The sequence below is a fragment of the Pseudoalteromonas sp. SCSIO 43088 genome (assembly GCF_023650795.1).
In the GTDB taxonomy this organism is placed as follows: Bacteria; Pseudomonadota; Gammaproteobacteria; order Enterobacterales; family Alteromonadaceae; genus Pseudoalteromonas; species Pseudoalteromonas shioyasakiensis.
In genome coordinates this window covers 3,522,833-3,548,277 of the sequence record NZ_CP072675.1, presented here as the reverse complement: position 1 = coordinate 3,548,277, position 25,445 = coordinate 3,522,833, and the positions used below count along the sequence as shown (strand labels likewise).

At 43.9% G+C, this 25,445-nt stretch carries 29 protein-coding genes and 3 rRNA genes; 24 read left to right on the top strand and 8 right to left on the bottom strand.

Annotated features, from left to right (window positions below):
- Positions 1 to 108: 108 nt before the first annotated feature.
- Complete coding sequence (locus J8Z28_RS16370) at positions 109 to 423, top strand: Bor family protein (protein WP_054554401.1); 315 nt, start codon at positions 109 to 111, stop codon at positions 421 to 423.
- Complete coding sequence (locus tag J8Z28_RS16365) at positions 420 to 743, top strand: Bor/Iss family lipoprotein (protein WP_054562825.1); 324 nt, start codon at positions 420 to 422, stop codon at positions 741 to 743. The genes J8Z28_RS16370 and J8Z28_RS16365 overlap by 4 nt, the downstream gene beginning before the upstream one ends.
- Here J8Z28_RS16365 and J8Z28_RS16360 read toward each other — a convergent pair whose 3' ends face one another.
- The 4 genes from J8Z28_RS16360 to J8Z28_RS16345 are packed head-to-tail and all read right to left on the bottom strand — an operon-like array spanning position 744 to position 4,607.
- Entirely contained in the window at positions 744 to 1,982 is a 1,239-nt protein-coding gene (locus J8Z28_RS16360) for an ABC transporter permease (RefSeq protein ID WP_062564820.1), read from the bottom strand.
- Positions 1,975 to 2,682 (bottom strand): ABC transporter ATP-binding protein, encoded by a 708-nt coding sequence (locus J8Z28_RS16355; RefSeq protein WP_054562823.1) that lies wholly within the window; start codon positions 2,680 to 2,682, stop codon positions 1,975 to 1,977. The genes J8Z28_RS16360 and J8Z28_RS16355 overlap by 8 nt, the downstream gene beginning before the upstream one ends.
- Complete coding sequence (locus J8Z28_RS16350) at positions 2,682 to 3,848, bottom strand: efflux RND transporter periplasmic adaptor subunit (protein WP_062564821.1); 1,167 nt, start codon at positions 3,846 to 3,848, stop codon at positions 2,682 to 2,684. The genes J8Z28_RS16355 and J8Z28_RS16350 overlap by 1 nt, the downstream gene beginning before the upstream one ends.
- Positions 3,849 to 3,896: 48 nt before the next feature.
- Positions 3,897 to 4,607: a YIP1 family protein gene (locus tag J8Z28_RS16345; RefSeq protein ID WP_058586182.1), complete on the bottom strand. Its 711-nt coding sequence runs from the start codon at positions 4,605 to 4,607 to the stop codon at positions 3,897 to 3,899.
- A 167-nt stretch (positions 4,608 to 4,774) separates the two neighbouring features.
- Between J8Z28_RS16345 and J8Z28_RS16340 the strand changes: the two genes are divergently transcribed.
- Entirely contained in the window at positions 4,775 to 5,671 is an 897-nt protein-coding gene (locus J8Z28_RS16340) for an aldo/keto reductase (protein ID WP_208855481.1), read from the top strand.
- A 64-nt stretch (positions 5,672 to 5,735) separates the two neighbouring features.
- On the opposite strand, the gene J8Z28_RS16335 is transcribed toward J8Z28_RS16340, so the two are convergent.
- The 4 genes from J8Z28_RS16335 to J8Z28_RS16320 form a co-directional block, all read right to left on the bottom strand.
- Positions 5,736 to 6,413, bottom strand: a complete 678-nt coding sequence (locus J8Z28_RS16335; RefSeq protein WP_054554395.1) for a TorF family putative porin — start codon at positions 6,411 to 6,413, stop codon at positions 5,736 to 5,738.
- 288 nt (positions 6,414 to 6,701) lie between these two features.
- Entirely contained in the window at positions 6,702 to 7,868 is a 1,167-nt protein-coding gene (locus tag J8Z28_RS16330; protein WP_063530021.1) for a hypothetical protein, read from the bottom strand.
- A gap of 151 nt (positions 7,869 to 8,019) precedes the next feature.
- Complete coding sequence (locus J8Z28_RS16325) at positions 8,020 to 8,220, bottom strand: helix-turn-helix transcriptional regulator (RefSeq protein WP_250659679.1); 201 nt, start codon at positions 8,218 to 8,220, stop codon at positions 8,020 to 8,022.
- Positions 8,221 to 8,228: 8 nt separating this feature from the next.
- On the bottom strand, positions 8,229 to 8,648 hold the full coding sequence (locus tag J8Z28_RS16320) for a hypothetical protein (protein WP_062564822.1): 420 nt from the start codon (positions 8,646 to 8,648) through the stop codon (positions 8,229 to 8,231).
- A 230-nt stretch (positions 8,649 to 8,878) separates the two neighbouring features.
- Between J8Z28_RS16320 and J8Z28_RS16315 the strand changes: the two genes are divergently transcribed.
- The 21 genes from J8Z28_RS16315 (at position 8,879) to rrf (ending at position 25,381) form a co-directional block, all read left to right on the top strand.
- Positions 8,879 to 10,822 (top strand): AsmA family protein, encoded by a 1,944-nt coding sequence (locus J8Z28_RS16315; RefSeq protein WP_062564823.1) that lies wholly within the window; start codon positions 8,879 to 8,881, stop codon positions 10,820 to 10,822.
- A gap of 275 nt (positions 10,823 to 11,097) precedes the next feature.
- Positions 11,098 to 11,466: a 50S ribosomal protein L14 gene (gene rplN / locus J8Z28_RS16310; RefSeq protein ID WP_010378257.1), complete on the top strand. Its 369-nt coding sequence runs from the start codon at positions 11,098 to 11,100 to the stop codon at positions 11,464 to 11,466.
- Between the two features lie 10 nt (positions 11,467 to 11,476).
- Positions 11,477 to 11,791: a 50S ribosomal protein L24 gene (rplX, locus tag J8Z28_RS16305; protein ID WP_054554391.1), complete on the top strand. Its 315-nt coding sequence runs from the start codon at positions 11,477 to 11,479 to the stop codon at positions 11,789 to 11,791.
- Between the two features lie 16 nt (positions 11,792 to 11,807).
- Positions 11,808 to 12,347: a 50S ribosomal protein L5 gene (gene rplE, locus J8Z28_RS16300; protein WP_054554390.1), complete on the top strand. Its 540-nt coding sequence runs from the start codon at positions 11,808 to 11,810 to the stop codon at positions 12,345 to 12,347.
- 10 nt (positions 12,348 to 12,357) lie between these two features.
- On the top strand, positions 12,358 to 12,663 hold the full coding sequence (gene rpsN / locus J8Z28_RS16295; protein ID WP_054554389.1) for a 30S ribosomal protein S14: 306 nt from the start codon (positions 12,358 to 12,360) through the stop codon (positions 12,661 to 12,663).
- 21 nt (positions 12,664 to 12,684) lie between these two features.
- On the top strand, positions 12,685 to 13,077 hold the full coding sequence (gene rpsH / locus J8Z28_RS16290; protein ID WP_054554388.1) for a 30S ribosomal protein S8: 393 nt from the start codon (positions 12,685 to 12,687) through the stop codon (positions 13,075 to 13,077).
- A 13-nt stretch (positions 13,078 to 13,090) separates the two neighbouring features.
- On the top strand, positions 13,091 to 13,624 hold the full coding sequence (gene rplF, locus J8Z28_RS16285) for a 50S ribosomal protein L6 (protein WP_054554387.1): 534 nt from the start codon (positions 13,091 to 13,093) through the stop codon (positions 13,622 to 13,624).
- Positions 13,625 to 13,633: 9 nt separating this feature from the next.
- Positions 13,634 to 13,984: a 50S ribosomal protein L18 gene (gene rplR, locus J8Z28_RS16280; RefSeq protein ID WP_036974021.1), complete on the top strand. Its 351-nt coding sequence runs from the start codon at positions 13,634 to 13,636 to the stop codon at positions 13,982 to 13,984.
- A 9-nt stretch (positions 13,985 to 13,993) separates the two neighbouring features.
- Positions 13,994 to 14,500: a 30S ribosomal protein S5 gene (gene rpsE, locus J8Z28_RS16275; RefSeq protein ID WP_036974018.1), complete on the top strand. Its 507-nt coding sequence runs from the start codon at positions 13,994 to 13,996 to the stop codon at positions 14,498 to 14,500.
- Positions 14,501 to 14,503: 3 nt separating this feature from the next.
- Positions 14,504 to 14,686 carry a 50S ribosomal protein L30 gene (gene rpmD / locus J8Z28_RS16270; RefSeq protein WP_016710201.1) on the top strand — a complete coding sequence of 61 codons (183 nt, stop codon included), beginning with the start codon at positions 14,504 to 14,506 and terminating at the stop codon, positions 14,684 to 14,686.
- 4 nt (positions 14,687 to 14,690) lie between these two features.
- On the top strand, positions 14,691 to 15,125 hold the full coding sequence (gene rplO, locus J8Z28_RS16265; RefSeq protein ID WP_054554386.1) for a 50S ribosomal protein L15: 435 nt from the start codon (positions 14,691 to 14,693) through the stop codon (positions 15,123 to 15,125).
- A gap of 10 nt (positions 15,126 to 15,135) precedes the next feature.
- Positions 15,136 to 16,464 (top strand): preprotein translocase subunit SecY, encoded by a 1,329-nt coding sequence (secY, locus tag J8Z28_RS16260; RefSeq protein ID WP_036974013.1) that lies wholly within the window; start codon positions 15,136 to 15,138, stop codon positions 16,462 to 16,464.
- Positions 16,465 to 16,486: 22 nt separating this feature from the next.
- Positions 16,487 to 16,600: a 50S ribosomal protein L36 gene (rpmJ, locus tag J8Z28_RS16255; RefSeq protein WP_002959476.1), complete on the top strand. Its 114-nt coding sequence runs from the start codon at positions 16,487 to 16,489 to the stop codon at positions 16,598 to 16,600.
- A gap of 128 nt (positions 16,601 to 16,728) precedes the next feature.
- Positions 16,729 to 17,085, top strand: coding sequence for a 30S ribosomal protein S13 (gene rpsM / locus J8Z28_RS16250; protein ID WP_054562818.1), 357 nt, complete (start codon positions 16,729 to 16,731; stop codon positions 17,083 to 17,085).
- Positions 17,086 to 17,098: 13 nt separating this feature from the next.
- Positions 17,099 to 17,485: a 30S ribosomal protein S11 gene (gene rpsK, locus J8Z28_RS16245; RefSeq protein WP_036974009.1), complete on the top strand. Its 387-nt coding sequence runs from the start codon at positions 17,099 to 17,101 to the stop codon at positions 17,483 to 17,485.
- 21 nt (positions 17,486 to 17,506) lie between these two features.
- Positions 17,507 to 18,127 (top strand): 30S ribosomal protein S4, encoded by a 621-nt coding sequence (gene rpsD, locus J8Z28_RS16240; RefSeq protein ID WP_036974007.1) that lies wholly within the window; start codon positions 17,507 to 17,509, stop codon positions 18,125 to 18,127.
- Between the two features lie 24 nt (positions 18,128 to 18,151).
- Complete coding sequence (locus tag J8Z28_RS16235; protein WP_250659678.1) at positions 18,152 to 19,138, top strand: DNA-directed RNA polymerase subunit alpha; 987 nt, start codon at positions 18,152 to 18,154, stop codon at positions 19,136 to 19,138.
- 39 nt (positions 19,139 to 19,177) lie between these two features.
- Entirely contained in the window at positions 19,178 to 19,579 is a 402-nt protein-coding gene (gene rplQ / locus J8Z28_RS16230; RefSeq protein WP_004589197.1) for a 50S ribosomal protein L17, read from the top strand.
- A gap of 765 nt (positions 19,580 to 20,344) precedes the next feature.
- A 16S ribosomal RNA gene (locus J8Z28_RS16225) occupies positions 20,345 to 21,885 on the top strand.
- Positions 21,886 to 22,163: 278 nt separating this feature from the next.
- Positions 22,164 to 25,046: ribosomal RNA gene (locus J8Z28_RS16220) — 23S ribosomal RNA — on the top strand.
- Positions 25,047 to 25,266: 220 nt separating this feature from the next.
- A 5S ribosomal RNA gene (rrf, locus tag J8Z28_RS16215) occupies positions 25,267 to 25,381 on the top strand.
- The 16S, 23S and 5S rRNA genes sit together here, the layout of an rRNA operon.
- The last annotated feature ends 64 nt before the right edge of the window (positions 25,382 to 25,445 follow it).

Here is a 25,445-nt window from a genome sequence, read left to right as displayed (position 1 = left end):
GTTAGAAACTGTAGTATTTCCTACAATTTCTATACGCTTTCTTACCCAAAATGAGTACTCATATTCTTATACTTACTGAGCTTAACAACTCAGATAAAGGAACTACTCATGAAACAAATGGCCTGTATGCTGCTTGCCTTATCGGTGACAGCGTGTTCATCAGTCACCATAGTGCCAGAAAAAACAACCAATAAATTAGCCACTAAAGCTGATTACCAAGATAGCCGCCCATTCTTTTTGTGGGGCCTCGTTGGTGAAGAACGCGTTGATGTAAAGGCTATTTGCCAAGATAAAAAAGTTGCCCAAATGCAATCGCAACAAACATTCGCTGATGGCGCATTAGGACTCGTTACACTCGGAATTTATGCTCCTCACACAGTAAAAGTATGGTGTGAGCAACAAGCACAGGAGCAACAATTATGAAAAGCCTACTAGTAACAACAGTGTTAGTAGCAACCTTAAGTGGTTGCACAAATATCTACTTTGATAATGGCAGTGCTGCACAAGCCAATAAAGCGCCTGCAACAGAGCAATGGCATCATAACTTTGCCGCAGCGCTTTACGAAGGTTCAAAGCCTGTCGACTTATCTGAGGAGTGTCCTGATTCCGAATGGCAAACCGTTCACACTTATAAGTCGTTCACCAATGGCTTAGCTGAAGTTGCAGTAAACCAAGTTGGGCCTATTTGGTACCCGAAAACAGTTGAAATAAGCTGCGCTCAAGTACCTTATAAGCCAGACTAGTTATTCATAACGCAGCGCATCAATTGGGTTTAAGCGTGCCGCTTTAATAGCGGGCGCTAAGCCAAACACAATACCAATCAATGAAGTAAAGCCAAATGACAGCATAATCGCCCAACCCGGTATGTAGGCATCTGGCATGCTCGGCACTGATAACGAAATCAGTGCCGCAGCACCATAACCAATCGCTAAACCAATTAAACCACCAAACAGTGATAGCACCACCGCTTCAACTAAAAATTGCAGCATAATAAAGCCAGGTGTTGCTCCCAATGCTTTTAAAGTGCCGATAACACGTGTGCGTTCTGTTACCGAAACCAGCATGATATTCATCACTCCGATACCACCAACTACCAGGCTGATACCCACTATCCCCGCGGTAATTGCGGTAGCACTTCCGGTAAATTTATCGATATTAGCACGGGCTTTTTCGGCGGTTTCAAATTCAAAGTCGTCATCTTCACCGTCTTTTAATTTATGTAATTGACGTAAGATACGGCGAATTTTAGCCAGTACTTGGGTTTCGTTAGCATCGTCTTTCAAACGAAACATCATTTGTACATTGGTATCAACACTGCCGCCTTCTAGCGCACTCATGGTACTTATTGGAATATTAATGTAATCGTCTTGGTCAAAACCTAATAAACTACCTTGTTTTTCAGCAACACCAATAATGCGAAACCACTCACCACCGAGTTTGATATATTCACCTACAGGGTTTGCAGGCAGGTTAAGCTTTTCGATAATTGAAGGGCCAATAAACGCCACTCGACGGCGTTTTTCATCATCTTCTGCGCGAATAAACCGCCCGAGTTCTGGGTAGGTGCGATAAGCTTTTTGGTAGTCTTGCTCGGTGCCCATTACCCGTGAAGCATGACTTTTATTGCCATACTCTGCTGCACCAGAAAAGCGCCAAGTAAACATTAGCGCAGTAAAGGTTTCGGCTTCTTTCACTCGGGCTTTTAGAGTTAAAAAGTCGCTGTAGGTTAACTTTGCTTGTTGACCTACCATTTCTTTTTCTACGCTAGTGTAAGGTTTTATATTGGTGACATCGGGAGACATATCAGCAAGCTGATCATTAATTTGCTTGGTAAACCCTTGCATCACTGCCACCACGGTAACAACCGCTGCAACACCAATAATAATGCCTAAGCAGGTAAGGGCACTGCGCATCGCATTGGCTTTAATTGCCATCAGTGCGGCTTTTGTACCTTCCATTACAGCGATAGCAGATTTAAACATGTTGTCTTGTTCCTTCGCCTTTACGGGTATCACTAACAACCTTGCCATCAACTAAGCGAATAACACGTTGGCAGTGATCAGCAATATCTTGTTCATGAGTAACCAAAATGATGGTGTGCCCTTCGTTATGAAGCTCATCAAACAGCGCCATGATCTCAGTGGTGGTTTTACTATCTAGGTTACCGGTAGGCTCATCACCAAGTAGAATGTGGGGTTTAGTAACCAATGCGCGAGCAATAGCGACACGTTGCCGTTGGCCACCAGAAAGCTGGCTTGAAAGGTGGTTTACCTTATCGCCAAGACCAACCCGTTGTAATGATTCGAGCGCTTGTTGCTTTCGCTCTTTGGCAGAAATAAATCGATACACCAAAGGCTGCATAACATTTTCAAGAGCGGATGCTCGTGGTAATAAATTGAAACTTTGAAAAATAAAGCCAACACTTTCATTACGCTGATGAGCAAGCTCCGTTTCGGTCATGCGCTTTACTAGCTTATCTTTTAAATAGTAGTCACCACTGGTGGGAGTATCTAAGCAGCCAAGCAAGTTCATCAGGGTTGATTTACCTGAGCCAGAAGGGCCAATGATGGCAACATACTCATTTTGTGCAATTTCAATATTAATATCATCAAGGGCTTTGAAAACTTGTTCGCCCATTTTGTATTGTTTATTGATATTACTGAGTTTGATCACCGCAGACATTAGTTAGCACCTTTTTCAGGGCTGTTTTTAACGGCTATCGTATCACCCTCTTTTAGTGAGCTAAGTGGTCTAGCAGGGCCGATAACAATACGATCTCCTTTAACAACACCGCTGGTTAGTGCTTGCTCTATATCTGAAGAAATACCTACCGTTACCGCTGTTTTAGTTACTGTATTATCTGCATTAAGCTTCCAGACAAAGTAGCTATCATCCTCTTTTTGAATAGCTTCAATAGGCAGTTTTAAGCCATTTTCGGCAATGCTTGTGGCGATTTCTGCGCGGCAGCTCATTCCGGCATAAAGCTGGCGGTCAGTGGCATCAAGCAGTACTTTGACTTTAAATGATAAGCCCTGAGAACCGGCTTGATTTTTTGCTGATGTGCCAATGTTTATTACTTTGCCAGTGAAAGGTTGATTTGGGTAAGCGGCGGCATAGATATCTGCATGTTGGTCTAATTTGATACCGGCAATATCGGTCTCATCCACTCGAAGCTCGGCTAATATTGCGCTGGGGTCTGCTACTAACATCAGGTCTGAGCCAATAATGTTAGTTGTTCCGGCAATAACAGTTTCACCTTCTTTAATATTGACCGAAGCAAGTAGGCCACTCATTGGAGCGCGAAACACGCTTTTATTTAAACGGTCTTCAGCAATCAATAACGATGCTTGGGCTTGGTTGTAAGCTTCACGTTTTGCTTCAATATCTATTTTTGCTAAATCGCGGGCATTTTGTAGGTTTTCATATACCTCTTGGCCAGCAAGGCCCACTTCATAAAGCTCTTTCTGGCGGCTTAGTTGACGCTCGATATTTTTCAATCGGGTTTCGCTATGTTTAATATCGATTTCGGTCGCGCGAAGCACGGCCTTGTTGCGTGCAACTTCAGATTCAAACGCGGTCGTATCTAGGCGCATTAAAATATCGCCCTCAGTGACACTTTCACCTTCCTCTACAAACACTTTCGCTACACGGCCTGTCACTTCTGAGCGCAGTTGCACTTGGGTGTTAAAGACTAGGTTGCCAGAGGCTAAAATTGAATCGGCAATATTGCCTTGTTCAACTTCTGCAATATGCATTTCTGGTGCATCTTTATTGCCTGTGACTTGTTTTGAAATCAGTAAAGCGACAAATGCCGTAACAGCGAGGCCAATAATAATGGCTTTTTTCATGTTACTTCCTTGGTAGTTAAGAGCGGCATATTGCCGCTCAAAGCAGAATTAAACGAGAGCGATTACAGTCCAAATACCGTAAATAACAATACTTGGTAGAGCTGCAAACAGTAGCGCTTTATTGAAAGTGAAATTAGTCCAGCTCTTCAAACCGATAGCTGCGATGAAAATACCCCAAATAGAAAAGATATTGAGACTTTCAAGTAAGGTGTAAAATGGGTGGCCAATTTCTAAACCAATTAAAAGTTGGTTAATCGAAGCATAGTTAAATAACGTCTGTGAGATTTGGTCGGTACTCGCAGTTAATACTAAGATGAGTAAACCAAGACTTGAGATAATCATTGGCATCATGGTCCACACACCAAAGCCATACCACGCACCATAACCGTAGTTAGCTTCTGGATCTTGCTTAGATACAAATAGGTAGTAGCCTGCCATTAGAGCATTAATAACAGCCAAACCAATGATGCCACCAAATATAGCAAACCACACTTGCATATCTATGGTTTGCTCCATACTTTGGCGAATCATTTTTTGTTCTGCAATGGTGGCATCAACACTGGCCGCTGCCACTTGTTGATCGATTAAAAACTGCGGGTCAGCTTTATTGTAAAAAGCAAACATGCTGGCAGCGAGGATGCCGGCAAGTAAAATAAAGGCAACAAAAGACCAACCTTTTGCTTCTTTTAAGCCATTAAAGGCTTTGCTCGGGCTGATAAAAATATCAACCAATGCGGTCATGACATTTGATGATTTCATTTTTTATTCCTTGTTTTATAACATTTGTTTTTAGGTACTAAAATATCCTGTTTAGTAACAAATTAGCAATTTGTTTTGTAACTGTATGTTAACAGCTGTGATTAGTAAATCTGTGATATGGTTTAAGGATTAATTTGAGTCGAATTTATTAGGAATAGTAGGTCGTTATGGTGAATAGCAAAGGTCGTTGTATTGATGAGTTGGTATTAGGATTCTGGCGCTTGTTAGATTGGCAGGTAACGCCACAGCAATGCTTAAGTTTTTTAGAAAATGCAATTGAAATGGGTGTGTCACATACCGATCACGCTGACATCTACGGTGAGTACGGTTGTGAAGCCGAATTTGGTAAAGCGCTTAAACTAAAACCAAGTATTCGTGATGAAATCAAAATAATCACTAAATGCGGTATTAAGCCTGCGTTTGCAAGCCTAGGGTTACAAGGCAAAGCAAATCATTATGATTCAAGTGCCGCGCATATAATTGCCTCAGCACAGCAGTCACTTAAAAACTTTAACACCGATCGTTTAGATGTATTACTTATCCATCGCCCTGATTACTTGATGAACGCCGATGAAATGGCACAAGCATTTAATACCCTAAAAGCAAATGGTGACGTGATTGATTTTGGTGTATCTAATTTCACCCCATCGCAACTTAGCTTGTTGCAGTCGCGTTTAGACTTTGAGCTTGTAACTAATCAAATTGAGTTTTCACCTTACGAGATGAAAGCCCTTGATGATGGCAGCTTAGACCAATGCCAATTGCTCGATATCAAACCTATGCTTTGGTCACCATTAGCTGGGGGTCGTATATTCTCAAGTGATGATGAAAAAGCGGTGCGTTTACGTACAGTGTTGGAGCAGGTTGGTGCTGAAATTGGCGCCACAGCCATTGATCAAGTTGTTTATGCTTGGCTGTTAATGCACCCAAGTGCACCGTCTGTGGTACTTGGTACGGGTAATATTGAGCGTGTTAAATCAGCTGTTGAAGCTAAGCAGCTTACTATGAACCGTGAACAATGGTATCGCATTTGGCAAGGCTCAACCGGGCATAGTGTGCCTTAATATATAGCCCAAAACGAGAAAAGGGCCTTAACGGCCCTTCGTGTTGCAGCAAGTAACACATTCTTTATAAAGTGAAGTCAACCGCGTAAGCGACATACACTTTTACATCTGAACCATCAATGTCGTTGTCTGAAAGACCGAAAGTAAAGCCGTCTTTCGACACTGAAACACCGTAGTCGATGATGTCATCATCACCAATGAAATCCCCTGAGTAATGACCTAAGTGAAGGGCCATTTCTGCACCGGTACTGCCAACTGGGAAGCTATAGTCAGCATTTAAATATAGAGAGTCACCAAAATCTGTACCGTCACCGCTTGCTGCTGATGTTGCTAGGACTGCTGCACCAAAGGTGAAGCTACCCATGCTAATGCTACCGTAGATTTCTGAGAAGTCTGCATCTGTATAAGACGCTGCATCTGGGTATGCATAATAAATGTAGCCAACATCGTAGCTAAAGGTTTCATTGATTTCACCGCCAAAACCAGCATAAAGGTCTAGCTCGTAAGTCATGTCGTCAGCCCAGCTAGCATTCGATACCCAAGTACCCGCATAAAAGCCAGATTCACTTGCGTAGTCGATACCACCTTGGATTGCAGCATCACCACCGCCTTGCTCTTGACCACGCCATAAGTAGTTTGAAGTTGCCGCAGCGTTTGCTGTGACTTCTGCGTAGCTATATGTTGAGCTCAAAGTTAATAGCGCAAGGGCGCTTGCTGCGACCGTTTTTTTTAGTTTTAGCATGTTTCTGTATCCTGTTGTTATGTTGATTTTGTCCCATTTTCAGATTGCAGTCTGGTTATTATTTGAGGACATTTTCTATGTGTTGTCTGGATACGATATTGCACTGGTTGTGCCAAGTTAATTTTGAGCGGGATATTTTATGCTTAAAGTCTTTAAAAACAGGCTTTTAAACTTATTTAATTGTGAAAAGGATGGTTATTTGAATTGTTCATGCGCACATGTGTGGTGCAAAAAATAACCCGGTTGCACAATTGCGAAGCAACCGGGTTTTGCTTATTTGAGAGTAACTTAGCCGAAAATTGCACGCATTAGAGTAATGGTTTCTTCAACACTGCGGCCTTTTTCAACTTCACTGATGATTGAATCGCGCTTAGCTTTGATATGTTCAGGGATATCATCACTTGCTAATGCGCGGTCCACCAGTATCTCTGCTGATTCTTTGCCACGGCGTACGGTCTTTTTACCTGCTGAGCTTGTGGTACTCTTAGGTTTGTTTAACAACTTAATATAGTTAGAGTTATCAGCGGTACTTTTATCTGCATAATAAAAGAAGCAAGGCAATAGGGCTTTGATTTCAACCAGAGATTGTTCAAGCTCATTTGCTGCACTGGCCATTTTGAACCAAGGCATGCTATGAATGGCTTCAACAACATCTTGCCAGTAGCGCTCAAAATCACGGTTATTAAGCTTAGTAATGCCTAATGCCGCACAAAGGGCATCAAGTTTACTATTTACGATTGGTGTAAACACGTCAGGTCGGCGCATCGCAAGCAAGCGAGTAGCAGGAGCAAGCGTTGGCTTTTCATCGCTGCCATTAAATGCCATGAAGTAAGCAACCATAAAATGCTGATAATGTTCTTGCGTTACTTCACCCTCAAGTGGAATGTGTACAAGCGCCTCATCGAACGCACCTGGTAAATCACTCAACATTTGGTGGAAACCTTTTGCGTTCTTAGTAGAAGCAAACCATTCAACGTCGAAGTTATAGCTGCTTGGATCAAGCGAGGCACTGTGTTTACCTGAAAACGCTAAACGGTCTTCTGGGATCATCTCTTTTAGGGATTGCGATTTAATTGCAGCAATGTAATTAGCTAAACGTAATTGCTCATCAAGGGCTACAAGCTCTTTATGCTGCTCGATGAAGCCTGCAATAACAGGCCATGGCGCAACCCTTAATGTTTTTAACTGCAAAAAACTGATTGCAGAAATTAATAAGTCATGAAGTTTTTTAAGAGTGGGTAATTGCTTATCTTCTAACAGATCGTAGTTAATGCGATCACGGCTTGCACTTAATAGCTCATAGCACCAACCTAAAAAGTCTTCAGGGTGGTTTTCTACTTTAACTGCCATAAGGTTTAAGCTGATATCAGAGGCTTGCTTGAGGATATTTTGATAAATTTGACTTTCTTGCTCGCCAAGCGCCATTTTTGACGGTGAAATAAGCAGTTTCTTCATGCTTAATCGATACTCCAGTTTTGACCAAATTGGGTTGTTTAATTTTAGTACACAGGGTGCAAAAACAACAGGGCCGTGCATCATACCGAAGTAATGAAATGATGCAATCTTACTGATAATTTATAAGTAAGATTGCGACTAACGTGGTTAATTAATCATTGTCATCGAGTGTAAATAATTGCTCAACACTGAGTTCAAAGTAAGCAGCAATTTTTAACGCGATAATCACTGAGGGTATAAAGCGGCCTGTTTCAACTGTGCTAATGGTTTTACGTGATACTGCAATGGCATCAGCAAGTTCTTGCTGCGATAACCCCTTTTCTTTGCGGAATTTAGCGATACTATTTTGCACTTTTATACCTAGTCTCTACTTTGCCAAAGAATTGATACGCCATATATCAAACACATCAAAGCAAGGTAAAATGTGGCCATCATGCTATGAGATACATTTAAAGCAAGTTCATCAGAGAATAAAAAAATAGCCCCCATGCTAAAAAGCAATCCAAGCACTACATGTTTATAAGCGATGGTATCAATCGTATTTAAAAACTCATCCTTATACGTAAGGCGATAACCAAGTTTCCATGTAAATCCCCCTCTAATCACAAACATAAAGAAAGAGCCTAAAAATGCGGTACCGCCAATAAGCAGTAACGGTGCTGATGTTTGCTTGAGCATTGGGTAAACACTAATAATTAATAACGTGACTCCCATGAATATTGAAAACCATGCGTTATGACTCATAAACTTTTCTTCCGTTTTGATATCTTGCATAGACATAATCGTTTCCTTTTATTTTAAACTCAAATGTAACCTACAGGTATCAATGTGACCCTAGGGTATCATTTGGTCAAGAACTTTTTGTAACCTGTAGGTATCAAAAAGTTTCAGCGCTGATTCATATTCTTGTACCTAAGCTTGTTTACAAACCTTTTTGTGTGTTCGGCAATGCAATTACGCCTAACTCCCGCTATGATAAGAACATTGTTTGCCCATTTTTAAGGATGATTATGAAAACCTTACTGAAAATCGTTGGTGTCATCTTCGTATTACTGATTGCATTGGTAGTCGCTGCACCATTCCTAATACCTACAGACGCGATATTTAATAAAGTATCGGAGCAAGTAGAACAAACCACAGGTCGTAGTCTGACTATTAATGGCGATAAAAAGCTGTCGGTATTTCCATCATTAAAACTCGAATTGAATGATGTGCACTTTGCCAATATGCAAACAGGCTCGCAAAAAGATATGGCAAGCATGCAGCAACTTGCTATCCGTATCCCGTGGATGTCGTTATTTGGCGGTGAGTTTAAGCTTGATAAATTTGTGATTAACGAACCAACGATTTTGTTAGAAACCGATAAAAATGGTAAAGCAAACTGGCAACTATTTGATGCGGTTGCTGAGCAACCACAGACAGAGCAGCAAAAGAGTTCTGGCGCTGTTAACTTACCAGATAACTTTGATATCGAACTTGGTGAAGTAGCAATCTACGGTGGTACTTTCACTTATCTAGATGGCAAAACCGGGGCAAAGCAACAGATAAGCGATTTAGAATTAGCAATCTTATTACCTTCTCTTCGTAAGACCTTAGAATTAAAAGGCGGTATTACCTATATGGGTGAGCGCTTTGATTTAGATGTCACGCTAGATACACCTGTTAAAGCGATTGAAGGCGAAACCTTTAATGTAAGCACTGAGGTTGATTCACGCTTAGTCGATTTGAATTTTAAAGGTGCAATTGCAGAAATGGGTAATGACGTGCAAGGGCTTCTTTCTGTCAGTGGTGACTCAGTAAAAAATATTGCGAGTTGGCAAGGTGTTGAGCTTAATGCAAAAGAAAATGCGTTTAATGCCTTTAATGTAAAGGGGTCAATGCACCTAAAAGGACAGCAGTTTAAGCTTACTGAGCTACTTGCCACCCTAGATGAGCTGCAAATTAAAGGTAAAAGCGATATTAAGCTTGGTGACCGCTTAGCTGTGAATGCCGATATTGATTTAGGCATGCTTGATTTAAACCCTTACCTACCAGAGGGCGTAGCTAAAGAAGAACAAGCAGAGCCTGCAGCAGATGCGCCAGCACAACCAATTGTTTGGGATGATACTGCAATTGATATGAGCGGCTTAAATGCACTTGATGCAAATGTAGTCGTGCGTTCAAGTGGCTTACAAGCAAATGATATTACCCTTGGTGAAAACCAGTTAACGGTGAACCTAAAAAATGCAGTGGCTAAAATCAGTCTAGACAAGTTTGTTGCTTATGAGGGCAATGGTAAAGGTGTGATAACCGTTAACGCCAAGCAAACACCTTATAAAATTAGTACTAACTTTTCTTTAGATAAAATTGATGCGCAGCCATTGCTAACTGATGCGGCTGGTTTCGATAAGTTAATGGGTAAAGGTTCTCTAAACTGGGATCTAACGACCACAGGTCAAAGCCAAAAGAGCTTTATCAATGCTTTAAATGGTAAGTTAGGCTTTGAGTTTGCTGATGGTGCGGTAAAAGGTGCCAATATTGCAGAGATGGTTCGTAAAGCAAAAGAGCTAATCAAAGGTAACTTAAGCGCAGTATCAGAAGGTTTAGATACTGGCTTTGATAACTCACAGCAAACAGACTTCTCAGCATTGCAGGGTAGTTTTGTATTCACTAACGGTGTTGGTGAAAATAAAGACTTGTCACTACTTAGCCCACTTATTCGCATTACAGGCTCAGGTAAAGTTGATTTACCTATGACGAATGTAGACTATCGCTTAGTAACGGGGATAGTTGATTCAATCGAAGGGCAAGGCACGACAGATGACAGTACCGGCTTTAAAATTCCACTGCGTATCAAAGGCCCATTCCATGATGTTGGTTATAGCTTAGATGTCAGTGATGCGGCGAAAGAAGAAGTCAAAGAAAAAGCCAAAGATAAAATTAAAGACAAGTTAAAAGGTCTATTTGGTAATTAATAAAAATTTAATTAAAGTCAAAAACAGGGCGCATTTTCGCCCTGTTTGTTTTATAATCAATAACATTACAGCAAGCTGCTGTAATTCCTCAATGCAGGCATTACGATTAATTCCAAATTAATTAAAAAATAACCTACCACTTCCTTGCCATTGCTGCTACAATTGCCCGCCCTTAAGAGACAACTTGCTTGTTTTTTGAGTGGAATTTAACCGAAATGTCTTGATTTTAAACAAAATTAAGGCGTGTTGTAATTTCTACACCGGAGGTCATTAACATGATCCAAATGCAAACTCAGCTGGACGTTGCTGATAACAGCGGCGCTCGCAAAGTGCAGTGTATTAAAGTCCTTGGCGGTTCGCACCGTCGCTATGCAGCGGTTGGCGATATCATCAAAGTTTCTGTAAAAGAAGCTATTCCTCGCGGTAAAGTGAAGAAAGGTGATGTTAAAAACGCGGTAGTTGTGCGTACTAAAAAAGGCGTTCGTCGTCCGGACGGTTCTTTGATCCGTTTCGATAGCAATGCGGCTGTTATCTTAAACGATAACTTACAGCCAATTGGTACTCGTATCTTCGGCCCTGTGACTCGTGAACTTCGTACTGAAAAGTTCATGAAAATCGTTTCACTAGCACCAGAAGTACTATAAGGAGTCTATCATGGCAGCAAAAATCCGTCGTGATGACGAAGTAATCGTACTAGCAGGCAAAGACAAAGGTAAGCGCGGTAAAGTGCTTTCAGTTGTTGCTGAATCTGGTCGAGTATTTGTCGAAGGCATCAACTTAATCAAGAAGCACCAAAAGCCTGTTCCTCAGTTGAACCAAGCTGGCGGTATTGTTGAGAAAGAAGCGTCTATCGACGTATCAAACGTTGCGATCTACAACTCGGAAACGGGTAAAGCAGATCGTGTAGGTTTCAAGATTGAAGATGGTAAGAAATTACGTATCTTTAAATCTACTGGTAAAACTATCTAATAGTTGGAGTAGAATGATGGCGAAACTGCATGAAGTATATAAAGACAAAGTAGTTGCTGAGCTTCAAGAGAAGTTTGGTTTCAGCTCTGTCATGCAAGTCCCTCAGATCGAAAAGATCACATTAAACATGGGTGTGGGCGAAGCTCTAGCTGACAAGAAGATCCTAGATAACGCTGTTGCGGATCTAGAAGCAATCTCTGGTCAGAAACCTCTAATCACTAAAGCACGCAAATCAGTTGCTGGCTTCAAAGTGCGTGAAGGTTACCCAATTGGTTGTAAAGTAACCCTACGTGGCGAGCGTATGTGGGACTTTTTTGAGCGTTTGGTTTCAATCGCTATCCCACGTATCCGTGACTTCCGTGGTGTAAGTGCTAAGTCTTTTGATGGACGTGGTAACTACAGCATGGGCGTACGTGAGCAAATCATCTTCCCAGAAATCGATTATGATAAAGTAGACCGTGTTCGCGGTATGGATATCACAATCACTACTTCTGCGAAAACAGATGATGAAGGCCGTGCGTTGTTAGAAGCGTTTAACTTCCCATTCAAGAAATAAGGGTAGGGTTATGGCAAAGAATTCTATGAAAGCGCGCGAAGCAAAGCGTGCGAAATTAGTTGCTCAGTTCGCTGAAAAGCGTGCGGCACTAAAAGCTATCATCAGTGATGTTAATACATCTGACGATGATCGTTGGGACGCGGTATTAAAGCTACAAGCTTTACCACGTGATTCTAGCTCTTCACGTCAACGTAATCGTTGTAACGTTACGGGCCGCCCACATGGTTACCTTCGCAAATTCGGCATGAGCCGTATCAAAGTTCGCGAAGCAGCTATGCGCGGTGAAATTCCTGGCCTTAAAAAGGCTAGCTGGTAATAGTATCACGGGAGTAAGACTATGAGCTTGCAAGATCCTATTGCGGATTTGTTTACACGTATCCGTAACGGTCAGTCAGCGAAGAAAGTATCAGTAACGATGCCAACTTCAAAACTGAAAGTAGCAGTAGCTAAAGTATTAAAAGATGAAGGTTATATCGCAGATTACGCTGTAAGCGGTGAAGCGAAGCCTGAGCTTTCTATCGATTTAAAATATTTCGAAGGCAAAGCTGTTATTGAAAATATCCAGCGTGTTAGCCGCCCTGGTCTACGTATCTATAAGAAACGTGACGAATTACCAAAGGTAATGGGTGGTCTTGGTATCGCTATCGTATCAACTTCTAAAGGCCTAATGACAGACCGCGCAGCACGTAGTGCCGGCGTTGGTGGTGAGATCATTGGCTTTGTAGCTTAATCGGAGGGGAACTATGTCTCGCATAGCAAAGGCACCAATCAATGTTCCTGCCGGTGTAGAAGTTACATTAAAAGGCCAGGACATCACAGTTAAAGGCAAAAACGGTGAATTAACTCGTACTATCAACGACGCTGTTGAAGTACAAGTTAACGACAACGTTATTACAACTTTACCTCGTGAAGGCGTAGCTAATGCATGGGCACAAGCAGGTACTGCTCGCGCTCTAATCAACAACATGGTTGTTGGTACGCATGAAGGTTACGAGAAGAAACTTCAGTTAGTAGGTGTTGGTTACCGTGCAGCAGCTAAGGGCAAAGTATTAGACTTAACTCTTGGTTTCTCACACCCAGTGAATTTCGAAGTACCAGAAGGTATTACGATTGAAACACCAAGCCAAACAGAAGTTCTAGTTAAGGGCGTAGACAAGCAGTTAGTTGGTCAAACAGCTGCTAACATCCGTGCATACCGTAAACCTGAGCCTTATAAAGGTAAAGGTGTTCGTTACGCGGACGAGAATGTACGCCGTAAAGAGGCTAAGAAGAAGTAAGGTAAGACGATGGATAAAAAAACAGCTCGTCTACGTCGTGCTAAACGCACTCGTAGAAATTATATTGAACAAGGCACAACGCGTCTTGTTATCCACCGCACGCCACGTCACATTTACGCTCAAGTAGTTACTGCTGAGGGTACTGTACTGGCTGCTGCTTCTACTGTTGAAAAAGCAATTAGCGAAACAGTTAAAGGCACAGGTAACGTTGCAGCTGCTCAAGCAGTTGGTAAAGCGGTTGCTGAACGTGCAGCTGACAAAGGCATCGAAAAGATTGCTTTTGATCGCAGTGGCTTTAAATATCACGGCCGTGTGAAGGCGCTTGCTGATGCAGCGCGTGAAGCCGGTCTGCAATTCTAGGAGTAGACAATGGCTAACGTAGAAGCAAAGCAACAACAGCCTGATTTGGCTGAAAAGCTAATCGCGGTAAACCGTGTGTCTAAAGTGGTTAAAGGTGGTCGTATCTTTAGCTTCACTGCACTAACAGTAGTTGGTGACGGCGCAGGTAAAGTAGGTTTTGGTTATGGTAAAGCACGTGAAGTTCCAGCTGCTATTCAAAAAGCAATGGAAAAAGCACGTCGCAACATGATCAGTGTAGACCTTAACGGTAACACGCTACAGCACCCAATCAAGGGTCGCCACGCGGGTTCTAAAGTATACATGCAGCCTGCTTCTGAAGGTACAGGTATCATCGCCGGTGGTGCGATGCGTGCAGTACTAGAAGTAACTGGTGTACAGAACGTATTGTCAAAAGCATACGGTTCAACTAACCCGATCAACATCGTTCGTGCAACGATTGCTGCTCTAGAGAACATGAACTCTCCAGAGTCAATCGCTGCTAAACGTGGTCTTAGCGTTGACGAAATCACGGGGTAAACCATGGCTAATAAAACTGTAAAAGTAACACAAGTAAAGAGCTCTATCGGTCGTTTACCGAAGCATAAAGCTACATTACGCGGTCTTGGTCTACGTCGTATCAATCACACTGTTGAGTTAGAAGACACAGCATGTGTGCGTGGTATGATTAACCAAGTTTCTTACATGGTAAAGGTTGAGGGTTAATTCGATGCATTTGAATACACTTTCACCTGCTGCTGGTGCAAAAACTGAAAAGAAACGTCTAGGTCGTGGTATTGGTTCTGGTCTTGGTAAGACTGGTGGCCGTGGTCATAAAGGCCAAAAATCACGTTCTGGCGGTAAAGTACGCGTTGGTTTCGAAGGCGGTCAAATGCCTATGCAACGTCGTCTACCTAAATTTGGTTTCACTTCACGTAAATCATTAGTATCTACTGAAGTTAACCTTTTTGAAATCGCTAAAGTTGAAGGCGATGTAGTAGACGTAAACGCGTTACAAGCAGCTGGTCTAGTTAAAAAGAACATCCAGTTCGTTAAAGTAGTTAAATCTGGCGAAGTTTCACGCGCAGTTACCGTTAAAGGTCTTAAAGTGACTAAAGGTGCTCGCGAAGCTATCGAAGCTGCCGGAGGCAAGGTAGAAGACTAAGGAAGTACTAATGGCTAAACCAGGTCAAGATATGAAAAGTGCACAAAGTGGGCTTTCGGAATTGAAGCGTCGATTACTATTTGTATTAGGTGCTATCATTATTTACCGTCTAGGTTCATTCGTGCCGATCCCTGGGATTGACGCCGCTGTACTTGCCGATTTCTTCGAGCAACAAAAGGGCACCATTGTTGAAATGTTTAACATGTTCAGCGGTGGTGCGCTTGAGCGAGCTTCAGTGTTAGCACTGGGTATTATGCCGTACATCTCGGCTTCGATTATTACGCAACTATTAACGCATATGTATCCGCCGTTTATAGAGCTTAAGAAAGAAGGTGAGCAAGGGCGTAAGAAAATTAGCCAGTACACACGCTACGGCACGCTTGTGCTTGCTACAATCCAATCAATCGGTATTGCTACTAGCTTACCGGGCATGATGGACGGGTTAGTTGTTAACCCTGGTATCGGTTTCTACTTCACTGCTGTAGTGAGTTTAGTAACTGGTACTATGTTCCTAATGTGGTTGGGCGAACAAATTACAGAACGTGGTATCGGTAACGGTATCTCAGTTCTGATTTTTGTTGGTATCGTAGCTAACCTGCCGTCTGCTATTGGTTCGACAGCCGAAATGGCGCGCCAAGGTGATCTGAATGTACTTGTACTGTTATTGATTGCTGTAATCGTATTCGCTGTTACTTACTTAGTTGTATTCTTTGAACGTGGCCAACGTCGTATCGTTGTTAACTACGCAAAGCGTCAACAAGGTCGTCAGGTATTTGCTGCTCAAAGCACGCACTTACCACTGAAAGTAAACATGGCGGGTGTTATTCCACCAATCTTCGCTAGCAGTATAATTCTGTTCCCTGGTACAATTGCAAGCTGGTTCGGCCAGGGTGAAGGTCCGGTCGCTGATGTGCTACAAGCAATCGCTACAACGTTGACTCCAGGTCAACCTTTATATGCGATGGTTTTAGCTGCGGCTATTATCTTCTTCTGCTTTTTCTACACCGCGTTGGTATTTAACCCGCGTGAAACAGCAGATAACCTGAAAAAATCTGGCGCATTTATCCCAGGTATTCGTCCAGGTGAGCAGACATCTAAATACATTGATAAAGTGATGACACGCCTGACATTGGCAGGTGCTTTGTATATAACCTTTATCTGTCTGGTGCCCGAATTCATGACTATGGCATGGCAAACGCCATTCTATTTCGGCGGTACATCAATTTTGATTATCGTTGTTGTAATCATGGACTTTATGGCACAAGTACAGACGCATCTGATGTCACATCAGTATGATTCTGTGCTGAAAAAAGCAAACCTTAAAGGCTACGGTCGATAAGGTCATTTTACGGAGTTGAGCAATGAAAGTACGTGCTTCCGTTAAGAAAATATGCCGTAACTGTAAAGTTATTAAACGTGCTGGTGTAGTACGCGTAATTTGCAGTGAGCCTAAGCACAAGCAAAGGCAAGGCTAATTAAACAGTCGTGCAGGCTGAGTTATTTACTCGGCCTGTGTTTTTAGTTGTGATTTGGTCTTCGTTTGAGTATCCTTACGGGCTTTTCAAACAGATGATTACCAAATTCAAATATAGGAGATGTGTTAGTGGCCCGTATCGCTGGCATTAACGTCCCTGATCATAAACATGCAGTTATCGGTTTAACTGCTATTTATGGCATAGGTAAGACTCGCTCTAAGGAAATCTTAGCAGCGACTGGTATCGCCGAGACCACAAAAATCGGTGAACTTTCAGACGAAACACTTGACGTATTGCGTGAAGCAGTTGGCAAGTACACTGTAGAAGGTGACCTTCGTCGTGAAGTTACATTAAATATCAAGCGCCTTATGGACCTTGGTTGTTTCCGTGGCCTACGTCACCGTCGTTCGTTACCACTACGTGGTCAACGTACTAAGACTAACGCGCGTACTCGTAAGGGTCCTCGCAAGCCTATCAAGAAATAAGGTGGGGTAGATTATGGCTAAAGCACCAATTCGTCGTAAGAAGGTTAAAAAGCAAGTTGCTGATGGTATGGCTCACGTTCATGCTTCTTTCAACAACACTATTGTAACAATTACCGACCGTCAAGGTAATGCACTATCTTGGGCAACAGCAGGTGGTTCAGGTTTCCGTGGTTCACGTAAATCTACTCCATTCGCGGCTCAGGTTGCTGCAGAGCGTGCAGGTACTGCTGCTCAAGAATACGGTTTAAAAAATCTAGAAGTTTTCATCAAAGGTCCAGGTCCAGGTCGTGAATCTGCTGTACGTGCTTTGAATGCTGCTGGTTACCGTATCACCAACATCACTGACGTGACGCCAATCCCTCATAATGGTTGTCGTCCACCGAAGAAACGTCGCGTTTAACAATAGGTTAGGAGAAATAACATGGCAAGATATTTGGGCCCTAAGCTCAAGCTGAGTCGTCGTGAAGGTACTGACCTGTTCCTTAAGAGCGGCGTAAGAGCTATCGACTCTAAGTGTAAACTTGAGACTGCACCTGGTCAGCACGGCGCTCGTAAAGGTCGCTTATCTGATTACGGTTTACAGCTACGTGAAAAGCAAAAAGTACGTCGTATCTACGGTGTATTAGAAAAGCAATTCCGTAACTACTACAAAGAAGCTGCTCGCCTTAAAGGTAATACAGGTGAAAACTTGTTACAGCTTTTAGAGCAACGTTTAGACAATGTTGTATATCGCATGGGTTTTGCTAGCACACGCGCTGAAGCACGTCAGTTAGTAAGCCACAAAGCGATTTTAGTTAATGGTCGTGTAGTGAACATCCCTTCATACGTAATTACTCCAGAAGATACTGTTGTAATTCGTGAGAAGTCAAAAACACAAGCACGTATCATCGCTGCTCTAGAGTTGGCTGAGCAACGTGAAAAGCCGACTTGGGTTGAAGTTGACGGTAAGAAAATGGAAGGTAGCTTCAAGCGCCTACCTGAGCGTTCAGATCTGTCTGCGGACATTAACGAACAACTAATCGTCGAACTTTACTCTAAGTAAAGTTAAGAGTTAAGAGAGGATAAAATGCAGGGTTCTGTTACCGAATTCCTAAAACCAAGGTTAGTCGATATCGACGCTATCAACCCAACGCGTTCTAAAGTAGTTTTAGAACCATTAGAGCGTGGCTTCGGTCACACTTTGGGTAATGCCTTACGCCGTATACTGTTATCATCTATGCCTGGATGTGCAGTAACTGAAGTAGAAATCGACGGTGTATTGCATGAGTACAGCGCGAAAGAGGGCGTACAAGAAGACATCATTGAAATTCTGTTAAACCTTAAAGGTCTAGCAGTAACTTTAGAAGGCAAAGATGAAGTTTTTCTGACCCTGACTAAATCTGGTGTAGGCCCTGTGACTGCGGCTGATATTCAGCACGATGGTGATGTAACAATTGCCAACCCAGATCACGTTATCTGTCACCTTACGACAGATAGCAGCGAGATCAGCATGCGTATTCGTGTTGAGCGCGGTCGCGGTTATGTGCCGGCATCTAGTCGTTTATCCTCTGATGACGATGAGCGTCCAATTGGTCGTCTGCTGCTTGATGCATCATTCAGCCCAGTTGAACGTATTGCGTACTCGGTTGAATCAGCCCGTGTTGAGCAACGTACAGACTTAGACAAGTTAATCATTGATATGGAAACAAACGGCACTTTAGATCCTGAAGAAGCGATCCGCCGTGCGTCTACTATCTTAGCTGAGCAATTAGATGCATTCGTAGATTTACGTGATGTAACTGAGCCAGAAGAGAAAGAAGAGAAGCCAGAATTCGATCCTATTCTGCTTCGTCCAGTTGATGATCTTGAGCTAACAGTACGTTCAGCAAACTGTTTGAAAGCCGAGCAAATTCAATATATCGGTGATTTAGTTCAGCGCACTGAAGTTGAGCTTCTTAAAACGCCTAACTTAGGTAGGAAGTCTCTAACTGAAATTAAAGACGTGCTAGCTTCACGTGGTCTTTCTCTAGGTATGCGCCTAGAAAATTGGCCGCCTGCAAGCCTAGCTGAATAATCTAAATCACTATATTAGTTTAGTTAGAAGGATAGGGTCATGCGCCATCGTAAGAGTGGTCGTCAATTAAACCGTAACAGCAGCCATCGCAAAGCGATGTTCAGCAACATGGCTGGTTCTTTGGTGAAACATGAAATCATCAAAACAACTTTGCCTAAAGCTAAAGAGTTGCGCCGTGTAATTGAACCTTTAATCACACTGGCTAAGACTGACAGTGTAGCAAACCGCCGTTTAGCGTTTGCTCGCACGCGTGATAATGAAGTAGTTGGTAAATTATTCAGCGAAATCGGTCCACGTAATACAGACCGTCCTGGTGGTTACACTCGTATTCTTAAGTGTGGCTTCCGTGCTGGTGATAATGCACCAATGGCTTATATTGAACTAGTTGGTCGCCCAGCGACAAACGAAGAAGTTCAAGAAGACGCGCAGTCTGCAGAGTAAGTCGTAAAGACACCAAAAAGCCGAGCTTATGCTCGGCTTTTTACTTTCTAAAATTCACTACTAAAAATTCACTACCAATAAAACAGCTCTATCAACCCCAAACATTACCATACAACCTTGAAGCACCTAGCACCTAGCACCTAGCACCTAGCAATTAAGATCACATATAAAGATCAATTCGCGTTCTTTAATAGTTAAATCATCTTCTATACAACTTAAAAACAAGCTCATTTATAAAATACACTGCCTAAATAGCCATAATACGAGTAATTTAGTGCTATTTTCACCCGTTTCGTTCGTATTTTGCACGAACAGTCATTTTTTTCATAAAAACTTCAAAAAACAGTTGATCTCAATTCGGATCTCCCTATAATGCGCATCCACCGACACGGCGGACTGCTTACAAAAAAGCAAAACGACGAGTTGGTTGAGTCAAGTAACACTGAGTTTTGAAAAAATAAACTTTTCTCAAAATTAAGTGTTGACAAAAATAACGGCTTGCGTAGAATGCACAGCCCTTGAGACGCGAAAGTATCTCAAACGTTCTTTAACAATATAAAGCAATCATCTGTGTGGGCACTCGTACAGATTGAGTTCTAACAGCGAAGCTTAGTTTACTAAGTAACGCAAACAAATTTAGAGTCTCAATTGAACTGAGTGACCAACGGAAACAAGTTTACTTGTTTCAGCACAGTCAATTCGATATCGAAAGATATCAAAATTCAGAATTCATTGAGCACGAAACTTCGGTTTCAAAAAAACTTTTAATTGAAGAGTTTGATCATGGCTCAGATTGAACGCTGGCGGCAGGCCTAACACATGCAAGTCGAGCGGAAACGAAGAGGTGCTTGCACCTCTGGCGTCGAGCGGCGGACGGGTGAGTAATGCTTGGGAATATGCCTTATGGTGGGGGACAACAGTTGGAAACGACTGCTAATACCGCATGATGTCTACGGACCAAAGTGGGGGACCTTCGGGCCTCACGCCATAAGATTAGCCCAAGTGGGATTAGCTAGTTGGTGAGGTAATGGCTCACCAAGGCGACGATCCCTAGCTGGTTTGAGAGGATGATCAGCCACACTGGGACTGAGACACGGCCCAGACTCCTACGGGAGGCAGCAGTGGGGAATATTGCACAATGGGCGCAAGCCTGATGCAGCCATGCCGCGTGTGTGAAGAAGGCCTTCGGGTTGTAAAGCACTTTCAGTAAGGAGGAAAGGTTAAGTGTTAATAGCACTTAGCTGTGACGTTACTTACAGAAGAAGCACCGGCTAACTCCGTGCCAGCAGCCGCGGTAATACGGAGGGTGCGAGCGTTAATCGGAATTACTGGGCGTAAAGCGTACGCAGGCGGTTTGTTAAGCGAGATGTGAAAGCCCCGGGCTCAACCTGGGAACTGCATTTCGAACTGGCAAACTAGAGTGTGATAGAGGGTGGTAGAATTTCAGGTGTAGCGGTGAAATGCGTAGAGATCTGAAGGAATACCGATGGCGAAGGCAGCCACCTGGGTCAACACTGACGCTCATGTACGAAAGCGTGGGGAGCAAACAGGATTAGATACCCTGGTAGTCCACGCCGTAAACGATGTCTACTAGAAGCTCGGGTCTTCGGACTTGTTTTTCAAAGCTAACGCATTAAGTAGACCGCCTGGGGAGTACGGCCGCAAGGTTAAAACTCAAATGAATTGACGGGGGCCCGCACAAGCGGTGGAGCATGTGGTTTAATTCGATGCAACGCGAAGAACCTTACCTACACTTGACATACAGAGAACTTACCAGAGATGGTTTGGTGCCTTCGGGAACTCTGATACAGGTGCTGCATGGCTGTCGTCAGCTCGTGTTGTGAGATGTTGGGTTAAGTCCCGCAACGAGCGCAACCCCTATCCTTAGTTGCCAGCGATTCGGTCGGGAACTCTAAGGAGACTGCCGGTGATAAACCGGAGGAAGGTGGGGACGACGTCAAGTCATCATGGCCCTTACGTGTAGGGCTACACACGTGCTACAATGGCGCATACAGAGTGCTGCGAACCTGCGAGGGTAAGCGAATCACTTAAAGTGCGTCGTAGTCCGGATTGGAGTCTGCAACTCGACTCCATGAAGTCGGAATCGCTAGTAATCGCGTATCAGAATGACGCGGTGAATACGTTCCCGGGCCTTGTACACACCGCCCGTCACACCATGGGAGTGGGTTGCTCCAGAAGTGGATAGTCTAACCTTCGGGAGGACGTTCACCACGGAGTGATTCATGACTGGGGTGAAGTCGTAACAAGGTAGCCCTAGGGGAACCTGGGGCTGGATCACCTCCTTATACGATTTAGAACTTATTTGTTCGTAGTGTCCACACAGATGATTGTTAGTTAGCTAAACCGTTTGGTTTAACTAATTAATATGCTCTTTAAAAATTTGGAAAGCTGATATTAAAATTCTTATAGATATTCGTATCTATAAAGAGTTTTCAAAAGTAAAAAATATGCCATTAATCGAAAGATTAATTGGTATCTACTTTAGTATTCTCATCATTATTTGATGAATTAACTTCTGGCGAAGTTAACAGCTGTCACTAACAAAGACCCGTTTGGGTTGTATGGTTAAGTGACTAAGCGTACACGGTGGATGCCTTGGCAGTTGGAGGCGATGAAGGACGTATTAACTTGCGATAAGCCTAGTCAAGCTAGTAAAAAGCGCTTGAGACTAGGATTTCCGAATGGGGAAACCCACCTGCTTGCAGGTATCTTGCACTGAATACATAGGTGTAAGAGGCGAACGCGGAGAACTGAAACATCTAAGTACCCGTAGGAACAGAAATCAACCGAGATTCCGGAAGTAGCGGCGAGCGAAACCGGACCAGCCCTTAAGCTTATTATGTGTTAGTGGAACATTCTGGAAAGTTTGACGATACAGGGTGATAGTCCCGTACACGAAAATGCATCTTAAGTGAAATCGAGTAGGTCGGAGCACGTGAAACTTTGACTGAATATAGGTGGACCATCATCTAAGGCTAAATACTCCCAACTGACCGATAGTGAACCAGTACCGTGAGGGAAAGGCGAAAAGAACCCCTGTGAGGGGAGTGAAATAGAACCTGAAACCGTGTACGTACAAGCAGTAGGAGCCCTTCGAGGGTGACTGCGTACCTTTTGTATAATGGGTCAGCGACTTATATTTTGTAGCGAGGTTAACCGATTAGGGTAGCCGTAGGGAAACCGAGTCTTAACTGGGCGTATAGTTGCAAGGTATAGACCCGAAACCCGGTGATCTAGCCATGGGCAGGTTGAAGGTTGAGTAACATCAACTGGAGGACCGAACCCACTAACGTTGAAAAGTTAGGGGATGACCTGTGGCTAGGAGTGAAAGGCTAATCAAACCGGGAGATAGCTGGTTCTCCCCGAAATCTATTTAGGTAGAGCCTCGGACGAATACTTACGGGGGTAGAGCACTGTTAAGGCTAGGGGGTCATCCCGACTTACCAACCCTTTGCAAACTCCGAATACCGTAAAGTACTATCCGGGAGACACACGGCGGGTGCTAACGTCCGTCGTGAAGAGGGAAACAACCCAGACCGCCAGCTAAGGTCCCAAAGTCATAGTTAAGTGGGAAACGATGTGGAAAGGCCCAGACAGCCAGGAGGTTGGCTTAGAAGCAGCCATCCTTTAAAGAAAGCGTAATAGCTCACTGGTCGAGTCGGTCTGCGCGGAAGATGTAACGGGGCTAAACTATGCACCGAAGCTGCGGATTCATACTTTGTATGAGTGGTAGGGGAGCGTTCTGTAAGCCGTTGAAGGTGTACCGGGAGGTATGCTGGAGGTATCAGAAGTGCGAATGCTGACATGAGTAACGATAATGCGGGTGAAAAACCCGCACGCCGGAAGACCAAGGGTTCCTATCCCATGTTAATCAGGGTAGGGTAAGTCGACCCCTAAGGCGAGGCCGAAAGGCGTAGTCGATGGGAAACGGGTTAATATTCCCGTACTTGGTATAATTGCGATGGGGGGACGGAGCAGGCTAAACAAGCATGGCGTTGGTTGTCCATGTGAAAGTGAGTAGGTTGAGAGTTTAGGAAAATCCGGACTCTTAAGACTGAGACACGAGACGAGCACCCAAGGGTGTGAAGTTGTTGATGCCATACTTCCAGGAAAAGCCTCTAAGCTTCAGATTATACCGAATCGTACCCCAAACCGACACAGGTGGTCAGGTAGAGAATACTAAGGCGCTTGAGAGAACTCGGGTGAAGGAACTAGGCAAAATTGTACCGTAACTTCGGGAGAAGGTACGCTCCTATCTGTGATGAGACTTGCTCTCTAAGCGGACGGGAGCCGCAGTGACCAGGTGGCTGGGACTGTTTATTAAAAACACAGCACTGTGCAAAATCGCAAGATGACGTATACGGTGTGACACCTGCCCGGTGCCGGAAGGTTAATTGATGGGGTTAGTTTTCGGACGAAGCTCTTGATCGAAGCCCCGGTAAACGGCGGCCGTAACTATAACGGTCCTAAGGTAGCGAAATTCCTTGTCGGGTAAGTTCCGACCTGCACGAATGGTGTAACCATGGCCACGCTGTCTCCACCCGAGACTCAGTGAAATTGAAATCGCAGTGAAGATGCTGTGTACCCGCGGCTAGACGGAAAGACCCCGTGAACCTTTACTACAGCTTGGCACTGAACATTGACCCTACATGTGTAGGATAGGTGGGAGGCTTTGAAGCAGAGACGCTAGTCTTTGTGGAGCCGTCCTTGAAATACCACCCTTGTAGTGTTGATGTTCTAACGTTGGTCCCTAATCGGGATTACGGACAGTGCCTGGTGGGTAGTTTGACTGGGGCGGTCTCCTCCCAAAGAGTAACGGAGGAGCACGAAGGTTGGCTAAGTACGGTCGGACATCGTACGGTTAGTGTAATGGTAGAAGCCAGCTTAACTGCGAGACAGACACGTCGAGCAGGTACGAAAGTAGGTCATAGTGATCCGGTGGTTCTGAATGGAAGGGCCATCGCTCAACGGATAAAAGGTACTCCGGGGATAACAGGCTGATACCGCCCAAGAGTTCATATCGACGGCGGTGTTTGGCACCTCGATGTCGGCTCATCACATCCTGGGGCTGAAGTCGGTCCCAAGGGTATGGCTGTTCGCCATTTAAAGTGGTACGCGAGCTGGGTTTAGAACGTCGTGAGACAGTTCGGTCCCTATCTGCCGTGGGCGTTTGAGAATTGAGAGGGGTTGCTCCTAGTACGAGAGGACCGGAGTGAACGAACCGCTGGTGTTCGGGTTGTCATGCCAATGGCACTGCCCGGTAGCTACGTTCGGAACTGATAAGCGCTGAAAGCATCTAAGCGCGAAGCAGGCCTCGAGATGAGTTCTCACTAGACTTTTAAAGTCTCTGAAGGGCCGTTGAAGACTACAACGTTGATAGGCAGGATGTGGAAGTGGTGCGAGCCATTAAGCTAACCTGTACTAATTACCCGTGAGGCTTAACCATACAACGCCAAACGCGTTTTATGACAGCGTAACAGACAGAAGTTAAGAAACTAAAGTAGATTTTACGAAGCTGTAAGCCATAAGCTTTAAGCTGTAAGAAAATATCAGATTTCCAGATTTATGTAGGGTGAACCGCAACGCTTAACGCGAAATCAGTTCACCTTGCGCAAAGGACTCGTAAGCGCTACGCGCTTTGTCGAGAATCCTTTCCACGCCTTTTGCTTGGTGACAATAGCGTTTTGGACCCACCTGACCCCATGCCGAACTCAGTAGTGAAACGAAACAGCGCCGATGATAGTGTAGCAGCTGCTATGTGAAAGTAGGTCATCGCCAGGCTCCAAATTAAAGAAAGCCCGATTCGAAAGAGTCGGGCTTTTTTGTGTTTGAAGCTGTCAGCTTT